This is a genomic window from Leifsonia sp. NPDC014704 (assembly GCF_043083605.1).
Taxonomy (GTDB): domain Bacteria; phylum Actinomycetota; class Actinomycetes; order Actinomycetales; family Microbacteriaceae; genus Leifsonia.
Genome location: NZ_JBIBYW010000001.1, coordinates 2,096,553 through 2,112,773, shown reverse-complemented (window position 1 = coordinate 2,112,773; position 16,221 = coordinate 2,096,553). Strand labels below are relative to the sequence as shown.

General features: G+C 71.9%; 13 protein-coding genes. 4 read left to right on the top strand and 9 right to left on the bottom strand.

Annotated elements, in window-relative coordinates:
* Positions 1-5: 5 nt before the first annotated feature.
* Both ACF1AJ_RS10210 and ACF1AJ_RS10205 read right to left on the bottom strand, forming a co-directional pair.
* Positions 6-548, bottom strand: coding sequence for a GIY-YIG nuclease family protein (locus tag ACF1AJ_RS10210; RefSeq protein WP_391507210.1), 543 nt, complete (start codon positions 546-548; stop codon positions 6-8).
* Between the two features lie 58 nt (positions 549-606).
* Positions 607-1,602, bottom strand: coding sequence for a class I mannose-6-phosphate isomerase (locus ACF1AJ_RS10205; RefSeq protein ID WP_391507209.1), 996 nt, complete (start codon positions 1,600-1,602; stop codon positions 607-609).
* A 65-nt stretch (positions 1,603-1,667) separates the two neighbouring features.
* Here ACF1AJ_RS10205 and ACF1AJ_RS10200 point away from each other — a divergent pair, with 65 nt between their 5' ends.
* From ACF1AJ_RS10200 to ACF1AJ_RS10185, 4 genes are read left to right on the top strand one after another with little or no spacing between them, the layout of a single operon-like run.
* The gene (locus tag ACF1AJ_RS10200) at positions 1,668-4,745 is read left to right on the top strand and encodes an FtsX-like permease family protein (RefSeq protein ID WP_391507208.1); all 3,078 of its coding nucleotides are present in this window, start codon (positions 1,668-1,670) and stop codon (positions 4,743-4,745) included.
* Positions 4,742-7,441: an FtsX-like permease family protein gene (locus tag ACF1AJ_RS10195; protein WP_391507207.1), complete on the top strand. Its 2,700-nt coding sequence runs from the start codon at positions 4,742-4,744 to the stop codon at positions 7,439-7,441. The genes ACF1AJ_RS10200 and ACF1AJ_RS10195 overlap by 4 nt, the downstream gene beginning before the upstream one ends.
* A complete protein-coding gene (locus ACF1AJ_RS10190; protein ID WP_391507206.1) occupies positions 7,438-8,355 on the top strand; it encodes an ABC transporter ATP-binding protein in 918 nt (305 codons plus the stop codon). The genes ACF1AJ_RS10195 and ACF1AJ_RS10190 overlap by 4 nt, the downstream gene beginning before the upstream one ends.
* Positions 8,352-9,173, top strand: coding sequence for an ABC transporter ATP-binding protein (locus tag ACF1AJ_RS10185; protein WP_391507205.1), 822 nt, complete (start codon positions 8,352-8,354; stop codon positions 9,171-9,173). Before ACF1AJ_RS10190 ends, ACF1AJ_RS10185 begins: the two co-directional genes overlap by 4 nt.
* On the opposite strand, the gene ACF1AJ_RS10180 is transcribed toward ACF1AJ_RS10185, so the two are convergent.
* From ACF1AJ_RS10180 to ACF1AJ_RS10150, 7 genes are all read right to left on the bottom strand, one after another.
* Positions 9,075-9,776, bottom strand: coding sequence for a YoaK family protein (locus tag ACF1AJ_RS10180; RefSeq protein ID WP_309856474.1), 702 nt, complete (start codon positions 9,774-9,776; stop codon positions 9,075-9,077). The two genes, ACF1AJ_RS10185 and ACF1AJ_RS10180, sit on opposite strands and share 99 nt — an antisense overlap.
* A gap of 261 nt (positions 9,777-10,037) precedes the next feature.
* Positions 10,038-11,363, bottom strand: coding sequence for an enolase C-terminal domain-like protein (locus ACF1AJ_RS10175; protein ID WP_391507204.1), 1,326 nt, complete (start codon positions 11,361-11,363; stop codon positions 10,038-10,040).
* Between the two features lie 92 nt (positions 11,364-11,455).
* On the bottom strand, positions 11,456-12,163 hold the full coding sequence (locus tag ACF1AJ_RS10170) for a GntR family transcriptional regulator (protein WP_309856489.1): 708 nt from the start codon (positions 12,161-12,163) through the stop codon (positions 11,456-11,458).
* 55 nt (positions 12,164-12,218) lie between these two features.
* Complete coding sequence (locus tag ACF1AJ_RS10165) at positions 12,219-13,196, bottom strand: aldo/keto reductase (RefSeq protein WP_391507203.1); 978 nt, start codon at positions 13,194-13,196, stop codon at positions 12,219-12,221.
* Positions 13,196-14,320 (bottom strand): mandelate racemase/muconate lactonizing enzyme family protein, encoded by a 1,125-nt coding sequence (locus ACF1AJ_RS10160; protein ID WP_391507202.1) that lies wholly within the window; start codon positions 14,318-14,320, stop codon positions 13,196-13,198. Before ACF1AJ_RS10160 ends, ACF1AJ_RS10165 begins: the two co-directional genes overlap by 1 nt.
* 32 nt (positions 14,321-14,352) lie before the next feature.
* A complete protein-coding gene (locus tag ACF1AJ_RS10155; RefSeq protein WP_309856498.1) occupies positions 14,353-15,243 on the bottom strand; it encodes a carbohydrate ABC transporter permease in 891 nt (296 codons plus the stop codon).
* Complete coding sequence (locus ACF1AJ_RS10150; RefSeq protein WP_018189701.1) at positions 15,233-16,219, bottom strand: carbohydrate ABC transporter permease; 987 nt, start codon at positions 16,217-16,219, stop codon at positions 15,233-15,235. The genes ACF1AJ_RS10155 and ACF1AJ_RS10150 overlap by 11 nt, the downstream gene beginning before the upstream one ends.
* Between the last annotated feature and the right edge of the window lie 2 nt (positions 16,220-16,221).

The following is a 16,221-nucleotide window of genomic DNA, read 5'->3' as shown; positions in this document are numbered from 1 at the left end:
GTCGGTCAGACGCGGAGGGCCGCGGCCTCGCTGCGCCAGCGCGCGAGCACGGCCCACGGGTCGTCAGTGCCGGCGCGGACGAGACCCACGTGAGCGAGCAGCGTCTGGTCGGTCTCGAACCACTCGGTGCCCGGGATGCGCAGATGCGCGAACTGCTCGTGGCGGCGGTGCTCGACGGCCCGGTCCCCGCGCTCGAAGGCGAGCACCTCGTCGTGGGGGAGTGCCGAGAACCGCTGCGCCGGGTTCGCGGTCGTCCCGATCTTGATGCGGTCACGGAAGCGCAGGTAGTAGACCACATCCACCCGGGATGCAGCCGGACCCTCCGGAGGCGGCTCGCCGACCCTCCACTCGCACACCGCGCACAGCCACCCCGACGGGTACCGGACGCCCAGCCGCGAACCGCAGAACGCGCACGGCGACGGCAGCACGTCCGTCACACCGAATTCGGCGTCGACGAGATCGTGCGCCTCCAGCAGGTGCGTGAGGCACAGCCGGAGGGTCGCGCCGGGATGCGCGCGACTCCCGCAGAGCGCGCAGACGGTGTCCATGAGGCGAGGGTAGCCGCGCCCGCCGACAGCGGGCCCACCCGGAAGACCGCGCTGCGACTCAGCGCGGCGGGCGGCACCGGATCAGGTCCAGGTCACCGCTCACCCCGATCGGCCCGTCGGCGAACGCGGTGAGCACCGTCGCACCACGACCGATCGGCACGGCCGCCCCGTCCTCCGTCTCCAGCGTCCCCTCTCCGCCGAGCACGACGAGCACGGAGAACCCGGGCTCGAGTTCGCGCGAGCCGGAGACGTGGATGCGCTCCGCCGAGAAGAACGGATCGGCATCGCCCGGGAACAGCGTCTCCGCCCCGCGCCCCTGCCGCAGGGCGGCGATCCGCTCCTCCGGTGTGACCTCCCGGGTCAGCCCGTCGATCGCGGTCTGGAGGTCGAGGCCCAGCAGCGCGTCGCGCTCGGAGAGCATTCGCCGCTCCAGCAGGACCGAGAGGTCGGTGGGCTGCTGCAGCTCGACGAGGGTCACGCCGGGTCCGATCGCGTGCGCGAGCCCGGCCGGGACGAGCAGCGTGTCACCGGCGGCCAGCGAGACCGCGTTCATCGCATCGAGCATCGAGTCCGCGTCCTGGCCGTCCCACCAGAGGCGCACCTCGTCCGTCGGCACAGGACGGCGGAATCCGAGGAACGCGGAGGCGCCCGCGTCGGCCTCGATGACCGCCCACGCCTCCGTCTTGCCGAGTGGGCTGTTCAGGTGGCGCGCGGCGAAGGCGTCGTCCGGGTGGTAGTGGACGAACAGCCGCTCGGCGGTGTCGAGCAGCTTCACGAGCAGCATCGTGCGCGCGCCGTAGCGGGCGACATGCTCCTCGCCGAGGAAGGCCACGGGGTCGGCGGCGACCGCGTCGCGCAGTGTACGGCCGTCGGGCAGCACGGTGAGACCCACGCCGCCGCCCGCGAAGACCTCGGTGGTCGATGCGACGAAGTCCTCGGGCGTGAACGGGCTCGGCTGCGGTGTGCCGCGGAATCGGGCGATGCCTGCACCACCCCGGTACGGCCGGTCGAGAGGCTGGTTCGGGCCGAGCAGCAGCGGCGTCGCGGTGGTCACCGACACAATGTAGTACCGCGTGCGCGGTACCGGGACGGGCGCCTCCCTCGCGCTACGTTGGGACAATGCGTGCAGAGGATGGGCGGCTCGGCCGAGTCCGCCCGTTCTGGCTGCTGCGGAGCCGAGCGCAGCGCGGGACGCTCGTGTCCACCGGTCTCGTCGTCGTGGTGATCGCGTTCCTGGTGTCGGTGATGACCGGGCTGGCGCTCCGTTCTCCGGACACAGCGGTGCGGGCCACCCTGCAGCACGAGCCGGCGGCGGCGACCTCGCTCGCGCTGCAGGCGTCGCAGGGCTCCGATCCGGCGGTTCAGGATGCCGCGGTCCGGTCGGTCGTGGCGCGCCAGTTCCGGGGGGTGCCGTTGCAGATCGCGCAGACGGCGTTCGTGCCGTCGGTCAGTGCGGCGGGCGGCGGCAGCGCGACCCTGCTGGTCGCCTCCGACGACCTGCGGGAGCGGGTGCGGCTGACGTCGGGACGCTGGCCCGCATCCACCTCCACGCCGTCGACGGGCGAGGCGGCGGTCGACGCCGAGTTCGCCCGCACGCACCGGCTGGCTCTCGGCGACACGGTCGTCTTCTCCGGCCCGGACGCGCCGGTCACCGTCACCGTGGTGGGCCTCTGGAGTCCGGTCGCCCCGGCGTCCCCGGCGTGGCTGGGCCTCGGGAGCGGTGCCGGCGGAACGGACGGCCGAGCGATCGTCCCGGACGCGGTGGCGGCCGAAGCGGGCGACGGCACGTCGGTGCAGTGGGTGCTCACCCCGGACGCCGACCGGGTCACCGCCGCCCAGCTCCCGCGCCTGCAGTCCGGGCTCGCCGCCGTCGCGGACGCCCTGAGCGAGGACTCGACCGCGGCCGCCAGCCCGTTCTCGTCGAACGGGCGGGCGCTCGCGACGACGTCGGCCATGGAGCGTTCGGTCGTCGCCCTGCGCGCCGTCATCCCCATCCCGCTGAGCGTGCTCGCCGTGTGCGCGGTGATCGCGCTCGTGCTGCTCGGCCGTCTGCTGGCCGACGCGCGCCTCGTCGAGACGCGGCTCCTCCGGTCGCGCGGCGTGACCCTCCCGTGGCTCGCCCGTACGGCGACTGTGGAGTCGGGCGCGGTCGCCCTCGTCGCGGTGATCGTGGGCACCGCTGCCGCCCAGTTGACGCTGCTTTCACTCACCGGCGGCCCCTCCGCGGGACTCCCGGGAGCGGTGGATGTGCTGCTCCCGCCGCTTGCCGCCCTCGTCGCCGCCCTGGCCGCCGCCACGCTGACGACCGTGCTGTCGGCACGTTCCCTCACCGACGCTCCGGGGGCCGTCGAGGCGGGGCGCGGCAGGACCGCCGTCTCCGCCGGCCTCGCGGTGCTGGCGATCATCGTCGCGGGCGTCGCCCTGTGGCGCTTCGTGGTGTTCAGCTCGTCGGCCGCCTCGGGCGGCGGGGGAGGGATCGACCCGGCCGGCGTCATCGCTCCGGCGGCGGTGCTCTGCGCCATCGCACTCCTCGGGCTGTCCCTGTTCGGTCCGGCGGCGGGTGCCGTCGAGCGGCTCGCGGGTCGCGGACGCGGCGTCGCCGGTGTGCTCCCCGCGCGCCAGGTCGGTCGCGGGATCGCACTGTTCTCGGGGCCGGTCGCCCTCATCGTCCTGACGGTCGGCGCGTTGACGTTCGCGGCGGGATACGCGGGCACGTTCTCCGGTTTCCTCCGTGACTCCACCCTGCTGACCACCGGGGGAGCGGTCCGGGCCGATCTCGGTGTCGGCGGCAGCCCGAACGACGGAAGCGACCTGTCCGGCGCCGAACGGCTCCAGAGGGAGGGCGTCACGTCGTCGCCCGCCCTCGTCGAGGACGCCACCATCGGCGACACGGATGCCTCCGTGATCGTCATGGACACCGGTCGGCTCTCTGCTCTCGTCCCAGTGGGCGGATACCTGCTCGATACGGGGGCGCTCGCCGCCTCCCTCCCCGACGGGGCCGGACTGCCCGGAGCCGACCTGCCCGCCGACACCCGGTCGGTGGCGCTGCGCGTGACGGCGGTCTCGGGACAGGGCGCGACTTCCGGCGCCGCGACACCGACAGAGGCGACGGTGTGGATGGCGACGGCAGCCGGCGAGGCCGTGCCGATCACCGCGCGGTCGACCGCCTCCGGCGACGCCGTCATCGAGCTGCCGGAGAACGTCGGACGGCGCCTCGTCGCCGTGGACGTCACGACCGAGTCCGCGGGGGCGACCGACGTGACGGTCGCCGTGACCGGCCTGCCCGTCGCTTCGAAGCCGGCCGGTGAGTGGACGTTCGCGCCGGCGTCGTTCGGGTCGGAGACGCCGTTCCGAGCCGCCGGAGCCGGACGCGCGACCGCCGCCCTGCTGGAGGGGAGAGCGACGGTCCGCTTCGTTCCGGACGCCGAGCCGACGCTGCGGGTCGCCGTCACGTCGGCTCTCGCCGCCGACGACTCCCTGCGGGTGGGTCAGCAGATCGACGTGAACAGCCCGATCGGGGGACTGACCGCGACCGTCGCCCGCATCGTCCCGGCGCTGCCCGGGACGACGGCGGAGCGCACCGTGCTCGCCGACTACTCCGCGGTGACCGCGCAGTTGCTCCGGACGACGCCCTCGGTGTCGCGGGCGACGTCGATCTGGGCCACCGGTGGGGACACGGCCGCCCTCGAGCGTGCTGCCGCACGGGTCGCCGGACGGGATGCGGTGGTCACCACCGCGGAAGGCGACTTCGTCTCGCGCTTCCTCAGCGGGGCGGTGCTGAGCACCTGGCTGGGAGCGGCGGGCTGTGCGCTTCTGGCCGTCGCCGCGGTGGCGGCCGCGATCTCGTCCGCGCTGCGCCGTCGCCGGGGCGAGGTCGTCGTGCTCCGCGCTGTCGGCCTGTCGGCGAAGCAGCAGGCGTGGACACGACGGGCCGAGGTCATCGGCGTCTCAGCGGCAGCGGCCCTGTTCGGCCTGGCCGGCGGCGTGGTCGTCGTGCTGCTCGTCGGCAACACGCTTGCACGGCTCTCGGTCGTGACAGCGCCGTCGACGCTGTCGGTGCAGGGGCGCGTGGATCCGCTCGGGATGGGCGTCGGCCTCGTTGCCCTCGTCGCTGCTCTCGCCGTCGCCGTCTGGGCGTATGGGCGGTCCGTGCGCCGGCAGGTGCACGACACGGCCTACCGGGAGGAGACCCGGTGAACGCGCGCTCTGTGTCGGACTTCCGGCTGTTCCTCCGCTCGCTCCGCGCGTTCGGCGGCGGCCTCGCCCTGCTGGGTGTCGTCGCGCTCGTGACGGCGACCGCCCTGGCGGCGTGGCCCCGCGTGAGCAGCGAGATCCTGGGCGGCGAGCTCCGCCACGAACTCCAGCAGGCGGGGGCGGGCGGGCGCGACCTCACCACCGCGATCCGCACCGGCCTGATCTCCAACGGCCCTGCTGTCGATCCGGTCCAGCTGTGGAACGGTCTGCCCGGCATCGCGGAGAACGTCCGCGACCGGATGGCGCCGACGCTCCGTGCCGTGACCGCGGCGGGCGACGCTGCCGCGCGGAGCGACGAGCTGCCGACCACCGCTCCGGCGGGCGCCGAGAGCAACAGCCGCTACTCGGTCACCGTCGAGGCCTACCGGGACCTGCGGAAGACGGCGCGGCTCGTCGACGGCACGTGGCCGACAGCGACCGGGGCACCGACGGCTGCGCCGATCCCAGTGGTGCTCGCAGCCGATGCCGCACGGCTGCTCGGCTGGCGCGTCGGCCAGGACCGGCAGTCCTCGACCGTGCAGGGAGAGGTGCTCACCTTCCGCTTGACGGGGACGATCGCGCCACGGGATGCGTCCGCCGACTTCTGGGATCTCGACGTCAGCCGGGCACGCGGTCACTTCGTCGACCGGGGCGACGCCGGCAAGGACTTCGGGGCGGTCGCATGGGTCGATCCCGGAATGTGGACCGCGCTCGCACCGCGCCTCGACGCGACCTTCGCCTCCGTCTGGTTCCCTGTCGAGCCGCAGCGGTTCAGCTCCGAGACGCTCCCCGCCGTGCGCAGCGCACTGGGCGGGATCCTGGCATCGCCCCTGTCGGCCACCGTGGGCGGCGCGGCCGTCCCGCTCGCCATCGCCACTGCGGTGCAGGGGCTGGTCGACGAGTTCGTGGCCCGCGCGCAGCCGGCTCAGACCCTGTTCACGATCCTCGTCAGCGGGCCCCTGGTGGTCGCCCTGACCGTTCTCGCGCAGGGGGCCCGCCTGGTGCTGGACCGCCGGCGACCGGCGCTCGCTCTGATGACCGCGCGCGGCGCATCCCCGGTCCGCCTCCGCACCGAGCTGGCGGCGCAGGGGTTGCTCGTGTCGCTCCCGGCCGCGGCGCTCGGACTGATCGCGGCGGTCGCGCTGACGCCCGGCGGCGTTCCGCTGGCACTCCCGGTCGCCCTCGCGGGCTTCTGCGCGGTGCTGCCCCCGATCGCGCTGGTGGTGGCTGCGGGCCCGCTGTCTCCGACGGTCGAGACGGTCGGGCGGTCGCGCTGGTCGTGGGTGGCCGAGACCGTGGTGATCGGGCTGGCGGCGCTCAGCGTCGTGCTGCTCACCCGACGCGGCCTCGCATCGCCGAGTGCCGGACTCGACGTCGATCCCCTCACCGCCGCCACCCCGGTGCTCGTGGCGCTCGCCGCCTGCGTGGTCGTCGTGCGGGTGATCCGGTACCCGATCGGCTGGATCGCGGCCGTCTTCCGGCGGGGCCGGGGACCGGTGGCGTTCCTCGGCGCCTCGGCGGCGCGCCGATCGCGGTCCGGACTGCTCTGGCCGGTCTTCACCCTCGTCGCCGGTGTGAGCATCGCGCTCTTCTCCGTCAGCATGCTGGCCACGGCGACCGCCGGAGTGGCGGAGGGTGCGCGCATCCGGGTCGGGGCGGATCTGTCGCTCACCGCCGCATCCACGCTCAGCCAGCGGCAGGTGGATGCGGTCGCCGGCCTCTCGGGCGTCCAGCGCACCGCGACGGTGGAGTGGGCCGGCGGCCTGCGTCTGACGGCGGGGGGAGTGTCGTCGGATGTCTCCGGCTACCTCGTGGACCCCCGGCGGCTGGACGCGGTGCAGGCGGACCTGCCGCCCGAGGCGCGGCTCTCCACCGCCCTGAAGGGCGGCATCCCCGGGCGCACCGCGGCCGCACTGGGCGGCTGGTCGAGTCAGATCCCCATCACCAGCGCACTCGTCGTCACCGGCGGCACCAACGTGCACCTGGGGGTGAAGGAGCTCGACTTCGTTCCCGGTGTCTACGTACGCGATGCGGAATGGGTCTTCCTCGACTCCGCAGGGCTCCCGGGGTCCAGCGACATCTCGGGTCGTCCGCAGACCGTGCTGGTGAAGCTCGCTCCCGGCGCGGATGCGGCACGCGTCCACGCCCAACTCGCCCGGATCGGCGGGGAGGGAGCCGTGGTCGGCGACGCGATCGCCGAGCGCGACGCCCTGCGGTCGTCCCCGTTGGTCGCGGGCACCGAGCTGGTGGCCGTGCTGTCCATCGGGCTGACCGTCCTGCTCTGCGTGGCCGCGTTTCTTCTCACGCTGGTCATCAACACGTCGGCGCGGGTGCGGCTCGTCGCGACGCTGCGGACCATCGGATACACCTCGCGCCAGACCGCCGGGGTGCTCGCCTGGGAGCTGGGGCCGGTGCTCGTCGTGGGCATCCTCGCCGGAGCCGTCGTCGGGCTCGTGCTGCCCGCCGTCGTGCTGGAGCCGCTCGATCTGCGGGGCTTCACCGGCAGTCCCGTCCAGCCGCCTGTCGTGCAGGACCCCCTGCTGGTCGCTGCGGCGCTGGCCGGATTCGTCGTCGTCGCCGCCGTGGCGACGCTCGTCGCCCTCGCGGCGGCACGTCGCCGTTCGGCGGCGGCCGTGCTGCGCATCGGAGGAGGAGAATGACCACCGTGACCGCCCCTGCCGACGCAGCCATCGACTGCACCGACCTGGTGCGCATCTTCACGGCCGACGGCATCGAGGTGCAGGCGCTGCAAGGGCTCACCTTGCGCGTCGAGAGCGGCGGTTTGGTCGCCATCGTCGGGGCGTCCGGCTCCGGCAAGTCGACGCTGCTCGGCATCCTCTCCGGACTCGACAAGCCGACGGCCGGGTCGGTGACCGTGGCCGGCCGCGACCTGCTCGCGCTGCGCAGCCGGGAGCGCGTGGACTACCGGCGACGAACGGTCGGATTCGTCTGGCAGCAGACCTCGCGCAACCTCCTCGGCTATCTGACCGCCCGCGAGAACCTAGCCCTCGCGATGTCCGTCGCCGGAACCGGCGACCGCGACCGGCGCGCGGCCGAGCTGCTGGAGATGCTCGAGGTCGGGCACTGCGCCGACCGCCGCCCGACCGAGATGTCCGGTGGCGAGCAGCAGCGCGTCGCGATCGCGGTCGCCCTGGCCAACGAGCCGCGGGTGCTGCTCGCCGACGAACCGACGGGCGAACTGGATGAGGCCACCAGCGCCGAGGTGCTGGAGGCCATGCGCGGGGTCAACCGCGAGCTGGGCGTCACCACGCTGATCGTCACGCACGACCCCACCGTCTCGGAGCATGTGGCGCGCACCGTCCAAATCCGCGACGGGCGCACCGCGACCGAGGTGCTGCGGCGCACGGGTGTCAACGCGGAGGGCCACGAGCACACCGTCGCCGAGGAGTACGCCGTGCTCGACCGGGTGGGGCGGCTGCAGCTGCCGCAGGAGTACCTCACCACCCTCGGGATGCGCGACCGCGTCCGCCTGGCGCTGGAGCAGGACCATGTGGGTGTCTGGCCGCATGCCGCAGAGGAGCCGCATGCAGCAGAAGAGGAGGGCCGGCCGTGACGATCGCAGAGACTCGGCCGGGCCGACCGGACGACGAGCGGGACGTCCCGCTGCTCGTGGCGGAGGGGGTGACCCGCACCTTTGAAACGGCGGCGGGAACAGTGACGGCGCTCGCCGAAGCGAGCCTGACGGTCCGTCCCGGTGAGCTCGTCGTGGTGAAGGGCCCGTCAGGTTCGGGCAAGACGACCCTCCTGAACGTGCTGAGCGGCCTCGACCGGGCGAGCAGCGGTCGCGTGGTGCTCGACGGTGTCGATCTGTCGACGGCGTCGGAGGCGCAGCTGGTCGAGCTGCGGCGCCGCAGCACCGGATTCGTCTTCCAATCGTTCGGGCTCGTGCCGGTGCTGTCCGCGGCGGAGAACGTCGAGCTGCCGCTCCGCCTGCTCGGCGTCGCCCCCGCGGAGCGGGACGCCCGGGTGGAGGCGCTGCTCGACAGCGTCGGGCTCGGCGGCCATGCGCGGCAGCGGCCGACCGAACTCTCCGGCGGTCAGCAGCAGCGCGTCGGTATCGCGCGGGCGTTGGCGGGTGAGCCGCGCATCCTGTTCGCCGACGAGCCGACCGGGCAGCTGGACAGCGTGACCGGCCGGGCGATCATGGACCTGCTGGTCGACCTCGTCCACGGTCAGGGGATCGCCGCGGTCGTGACCACGCACGATCCGTTGCTGATGGCCCGCGCCGACCGTGTCCTCGAACTGCACGACGGGCGGCTGGGAGCCGGGACGTCACGCCCTCGCGGCCGCCACGCGGCGCCCCTCGTGGGCGGCGAAGTGGCCGACGACGGCGGCGGCCGCGGTCACCACCGTGGCGAGTCCGAGGGGTAGGGCGATCCCGAATCGCAGCAGCAGCGCCCCGACCAGGGCGCCCAGCGCGATGAGCACGACCGCGCCCGCGCGCCGGCGCCACGGCTGGCCGGAGCCCCCGGCGAGCACCGAGTCGGCGGCGAGGCCGGTGATGGTGGAGGTCACGACGACCGTCGTCACGTCCTTCACGGCCAGGTGCCGGGCGACCGCGGCCTGGAACCCCATCGCCGCGGCGAGCAGGACGGTGATGCCGAGCTCCCACGGCTTCGGCGGGACGCCGCCGGTCGCGATCGTGACGCCGGTGAGTACCGCCAGAGCGGCGGCGACAGCGGTGAACGACCAGCTCGTCCGCGTGTTCCAGCCGATCGTCTCGCGCCGCAGCGTCCGCCCGCCTATCACGGCTCCTGCCATGAACGCGATCAGCGCGACCAGGGGCCCGACCCACGGCAGCCCTTCGGCGCCCACGATGGCCATGCCGAGGATCACCACGTTGCCGGTCATGTTGCCCGCGAACACCTTGTCGAGGCCGAGGTAACCGACCGCGTCGACGATCCCGGTCGAGAAGGTGAGTGCGAGCATCAGCACGAGGGTCATCTCGCTCTGCCGCTTGCTGTCGTCTGTCATCGGTCCGCCTTCCTGCCGCAGACAGGATCGCATGCGGGCGCGCGGAGGCCCGCATCGGGGTGCTCGATAACGACTTCGTAACGGCCGTTTGCGTCAACGCGTTTGACGCTCATAGCGTGACGTCAACCGATTGAAGTCGTCACCTCCACGATGCCCGGCGTCTACCTGGCGTCGGTCGCCGCGCCGTGGTCGAACGACCTGTGGATCGGGCTGCCGGCCGACAGCCAGCCCCACCGTCCGCCGACGTGCACGTAGTGGTGGCTATTCCGCCGGGATAGCCGCCACTACGTGCACTTCGACGCGGGATGGGCGACCGACCTCGTGCTCGTGGAGGGATGAGGCGAGCATCTCCATCCCGATGCCCGGTGCCAGCGGTGCGCGGTAACGTCCGCGGGTCACCTCGGCCGGGGTGACGAAGTGCTCGTGCAGGTGCGTCGTGTACTCGATCATCCGGCCCTCCTGGCTGCCGGAGACGGCGACGAAGTCGAACATCGAGAAGTGCTGCACCGCCTCGCACAGACCGACACCGCCGGCGTGCGGGCAGACCGGCACGCCGAACTTCGCGGCGAGCAGCAGGATCGCGATGTTCTCGTTGACCCCGGCGACGCGCGTCGAGTCGATCTGGACGATGGATGCGGCGCCCGCCTGCAGCAGCTGCTTGAACAGCACCCGGCTCATGCCGTGCTCGCCGGTCGCGATCGGGACGGGCGCCACGGCGCGCGCGATCGCCGCGTGGGCGAGGACGTCGTCCGGGCTGGTGGGCTCTTCGACCCAGGCGAGGTCGAAGGGCTGGAGGGCGCGGATCCACTCGATGGCCTGGTCGCGATCCCAGCGCTGGTTGGCGTCGATGGCGATCCGGATGTCGGGGCCGACCGTGTCGCGGGCCACGCGGAGGCGGCGGAGGTCGTCATCGAGCCGGTCGCCGACCTTGAGCTTGATCTGCGTGAAGCCGTCGTCGACGGCCTCGCGCGCCAGGCGCCGCAGCTTCTCGTCGGAGTAGCCCAGCCAGCCGGGCGTCGTCGTGTATCCGGGATAGCCGTCGGCGAGCAGTTCGGCTTCGCGTGCGGCGCGGCCGGGCTCCGCTGCGCGCAGCAGGTCGAGCGCCTGCTCGGGGGTGAGCGCGTCGGTGAGGTACCGGAAGTCGACGACCGAGACGAGCTCCTCCGGCGACATGCGGGAGAGCAGCTGCCAGAGGGGAAGGCCCGCGCGCTTGGCCTTGAGATCCCAGAACGCGTTCACGACGGCGCCGATGGCCATGTGCATGACGCCCTTCTCGGGGCCGAGCCAGCGCAGCTGCGAGTCGTGGACGAACTCACGCCAGAACCCGCCGAGGTCGTCGAGGATCGCCTCGACGTCCCTGCCTTCGACACGATGCGCGATGGCCTCGATGGCGGCGACCTGGACGTCGTTGCCGCGGCCGATGGTGAACACGAAGGCGTGCCCCTCGTGGCCGTCCGGGGCGTCGGTCGTCACGCGCAGGTAGGCGGCGGAGTAGTCCGGGTCCGGGTTCATCGCGTCCGACCCGTCCAGCAGGGCGGATGTCTCGAACCGCACATCCAGGGTCTCGAAGCCCGTGACGATGCTCACGCCGTTGTCCTCTCGCTCGTCGTTACTCAATATCCTATTGGATATAGCCCTACGAGCGCCAGCAGAAAGGCCAGCCGCGGAGAGGAGGGGCGCTAGCCGGCCTTCTCGGCCTCGGCGAGGCTGGCGGAGATGCGCGCGTACGACTTGGTGATGTGGTCGAGCATCGCCTTCTCGGCGGAGGCCGGCTTGCCGCTGCGCAGCGCTTCCAGGACGGCCTCGTGCTCGCCCGACGTCTCATCCACGACGCCGTGCTTGAAGTAGATGCGGTACTGGTGCATGTGCGAGCGGAGGCGCCCGATCGCGTCGGCCAGCAGGGCGTTGCCCGAGTGCTCGGCGATGATGCGGTGGAACTCGGCGTCCTGGTTGGCGAAGTCCTTGTAGTCCTTGAAGCGGTCGCCGCCGGTCTGCGCCGCCTGGCCGCTGCGGTGCATGGCGTCGCAGAGGTCCTCCAGCTGCTTCAGTGTCTCCGCATCCAGCTCGCCCGCCGCGTTGCGGGTCGCGTACGGCTCGAGCAGCCGGCGCATCTCGAACAGCTGGCGCAGACCGTCGCTGTCGAGCAGGGGCGCCGCGGTGTAGCCCTTCAGGGCCTTCTTGACGACCAGGCCCTCCGATTCGAGACGCGCCAGCGCCTCGCGGACCGGGGTGGGGGAGACGTTGAGCTGGCGCGCGATGCCGTCGATGCTGGCGCGGCTGCCCGGCTCGATCACCTGGTCCATCAACAGGCCGAGGACGGCGTCGTACACATCGTCGGCCAGCGCCCGCCGCGCCGGCAGGAAATGTTCCCCCGATTGGATCGTCATGTGCACATCCTAGGTCTGCGTCCGCGGAACCGAGAGGATAGAGGATGCAGGATCGTCACGGCAACAGGCCGCCTTCCCGCAACTCCTTCCACACCGCATCCGACACCGGGGGAGTGGACAGCCGGGCGTTGCGCTCGATCTGCGCCGGGGTGTCCGCGCCGAGCACCACGGTCGAGACAGCGGGATGCCGCAGCGGGAACTGCACCGCGAGCTGCGGCACCGTGACGCCGTGCCGCTCCGCGACGTCGGCGATGCGGTTCACCCGCGCGATGAGCTCCGGCGACGCCGCGCCGTAGACGAACGTCGCGTCGGCCGCGGGCCGGTCGGTGGCGAGGATGCCGGAGTTGAAGACGGCCGCGACGGCGACCGACACCCCGCGTTCCTGCGCGGCCGGCAGCAGCTCCTCCTCGGCGGACGGGTCGAGCAGCGTGTACCGGTTCGCGCACATCACGATGTCGAGGTCCGTCTCGCGGACGAAACGGGTGAGCATGGCGGTCTGATTCATCCCGGCCCCGTACGAGCGGATGACGCCCTGCGACCGCAGCTCGTCGAGCGCCGGGAACGCGCCCTCCAGCGCCTCGCGCTCGTGGTCGTCGGGGTCGTGGACGAAGAGCACGTCGATGCGGTCGACACCGAGACGCCGCAGCGAGTCCTCCACCGAGCGGAGCACGCCATCCCGCGAGTAGTCGAAGCGACGCCGCAGAGTCGCGGGCACGTCGAACAGGTTCGCGATGTCGGTGTCGCCCGGCCGGTAGTCCGGGTTGGGATCGAGGACCCGACCCACCTTGGTCGAGAGTACGTACTCGTCGCGCGGGAACGCGCGCAGGCTCTCGCCCAGGCGCTCCTCGGCGAGACCCAGGCCGTAGTGCGGCGCCGTGTCGAAGTAGCGGACGCCGGCCTCCCAGGCGGCGGGGACGATGCCCGGCCACTCGTCCTCCGGCCGCGGCCGATAGAGGTTGCCGAGAGCGGCGGAGCCGTAGCCGATCGGACCGACGGTCAGCCCGCCCCGCCCGAACGCGCGCTGCGGCCCCATCAGGCGACCCGCAGATCGTCGACGGCGTCCAGATCCCACTCGATACCGAGACCCGGTCCCGACGGCGCTAGGCCGTGGCCGTCGCGGATCGTCATCTCCGAGCGGGTCACCGCGCGCAACTGCGGGATGTGCTCCAGGTAGAGCGCGTTGGGCACCGCACAGCACAGCGACACGTGCAGCTCCATCAGGAAGTGCGGTGCGACGGCGACGTTGAACGCCTCGGCGAGATGCGCGACCTTCAGCCACGGCGTGATGCCGCCGACGCGGGCGACGTCGACCTGGACGATGGAAGCGGCCCCCGACTGCAGGTACTCGCGGAAGTGGCCGACCGAGTAGATCGACTCCCCGACCGCGACCGGCACGCTCGTCGACTCGGCGAGCCGGCGGTGCCCCGCGACGTCCTCCGCGGGGAGCGGCTCCTCGAACCAGAAGATGTCGAGCTTCTCGAACAGGGCGGCGCGCCGGATGGCCTCGGCAGCGGTCAGGGATTGGTTCGCATCCACCATGATGTCCATCCTGTCCCCGACGGCCTCGCGGACGGCGCTCAACCGCTCGAAGTCCTCGTGCGCGCGCGGCTTGCCGACCTTGATCTTCACGCCGCCGAGCCCGCGCCGCTGCGACTCGACCGCCTGCGCGACCAGCTCGTCGGTGCTGAAGTGCAGCCAGCCTCCCTCGGTGTCGTACAGCGGGATGCGCGGCTGCGCACCTCCCGCCGCGACCCAGAGCGGCAGCCCTGCCGCCTTGCAGCGCGCATCCCACACCGCGGTGTCGACGGCGGCGAGCGCGAGCGAGGTGATGAGGCCGACGGTCGTCGCGCGTGTGGAGGAGAACAGTGCGCGCCAGACGTCCTCCGGGCGGTTCACGTCCATCCCGACCACGACGTCGAGCAGTGTCTCGCGCAGGAGGCTGAGGACGGCGGCGCCGCCGGTCCCGATCGTGTAGCTGTAGCCGATGCCCTCGACCCCGCCGACCGTGCGCAGCCGGACGAAGATGGTTTCCTGCTTCAGAAACGACTGCACCGCGTCCGTGCGGACCGTCTCCACCTCCAGGTCGCTCAGCCACGCCTCGGCGCTGACGATCGTGCCGTCGACGGCAGTGAGGGCGGCGGGCGGGGCGAGGCTCATGGTGTTCTGCTTTCTGGTGAGGGACAGGGAGGTCAGCGGCCGCCGAAGCCGCCGAGGGCGACGCCCTTGATCAGCTGGCGCTGCAGCAGCGCGACGATGATCAGCGACGGGATGATCGCGATCGTGGATGCGGCCATCATCAGGCTCCACTGGGTGCCGTGCTCGCCGGTGAACATGGAGAGGCCGAGGGGCACGGTCGCGAGCTCTTGGCTGTTGATGATGATCAGCGGCCACAGGTAGGAGTTGTAGTAGCCGACGAACGAGAAGACGCCGAGCACCGACAGCGGCGCGGTCAGCTGCGGCAGCAGGACTGACCACAGGGTGCGGAAGCGGGAGGCGCCGTCGATCAGCGCCGCCTCCTCGAACTCGATCGGGATCGTCAGGAAGAACTGGCGCAGCAGGAACGTGCCGAACGCGGTGAACGCGAACGGGATGATCAGAGCCGTGTACGTGTCGACGAGCCCGAGCTGGTTCATCATGATGAACAGCGGGACGACCAGCACCTCCTGCGGGAGCACCAGCGTCAGCACGTAGAGCAGGAAGATGCGGTCGCGGTACTTGAAGCGGAGGCGCGAGAACGCGTACGCCGACAGCACCGCGACGATCACGGAGAGCAGGGCGCCGCAGATCGAGACGAAGAAGCCGTTGAAGATGAACCTGCCGAACGGCACCAGGGTCCAGGCGTCCACGAAGTTCGACCACTTCACCTCGGACCCGATGAAGGTCGGGTTGGGCGAGAACACCTCGGACTCCGGCTTGAGGGCCGAGAAGAACATCCAGATGAAGGGGAAGGTGAACAGCAGCGCGACGATGGCCATCAGCAGCGTGTTGAGCCAGGTCTTCGTCACGACGACGCGCTGGGCCGGGCGGAGCCGGTGCCGGCGGCCGCTTGTGCGGCTCCGTTCGAGCGTGTCACTTGTCATAGTTGACCCACCTCTTCTGGCCCGCGAACTGCAGCGCGGTGATGATCATGACGACGATGAACAGCATCCACGCCAGGGCCGACGCGTACCCGAGCCGGTCGAAAACGAACCCGTTGCGGTAGAGGTAGAGGACGAACGTGTTCGTCGACTCGCCCGGTCCGCCCTGGGTCAGGATCTGAGGCTGCACGAAGACCTGGAACGCGCCGATCATCGTCATCGTCATGGTGAAGAACAGCGAAGGCGAGATCATCGGCAGGATGATCGACCGTAGCCGCTGCCACGCGTTCGTGCCGTCCATCCGGGAGGCCTCGAGGATCTCCTTCGGGATGCCGCCGAGGCCCGCCGAGAGCACGATCACGTTGTAGCCGAACGACTGCCACACCGACATCGCGATGACGGACGCCAGGGCGAAGCGGGAGTCGGAGAGCCAGCTGGGACCGTCGATGCCGATGCCGGCGAGCGCCGAGTTCACCAGGCCGTCGTCGCTGAGGAGCAGCCGCCAGACCAGGGCGTTCGCGACCATCGGGGTGATGGCCGGCAGGAAGAAGATGACGCGCCAGAACCCGGCGAACTTGATGCGGGTGTTGAGCCACAGCGAGACCGCCAGGGCGACGGCCAGGTTCAGGGCCGTGTAGACGAAGGCGAAGATCACCGTGTTGATCAGCACCGTGTAGAACGTCGGGTCGCTGAACAGCTTCTGGTAGTTCGCCAGCCCGATGAACGTGGGGGAGCCGAACAGCGGCCACTCGAACAGGCTGATGACGAGCGACCCGAGCAGCGGGACGACGATGAAGAACGTGAAGCCGGCGAGACCCGGCCAGAGGTAGGCGAGGGCGACCAGGCCGTCCCCGCGGCGCTTGCGGCCGCCCCGGCGGGGAGGGGTGGGATGCGGCACGCCGAACGGGCGGGTCGGGGGCGCGGCGGGTGCCGCCGTCTCCTCGGAGACGACGGCACCCGTGACCAGAGGGGAGGTCATGC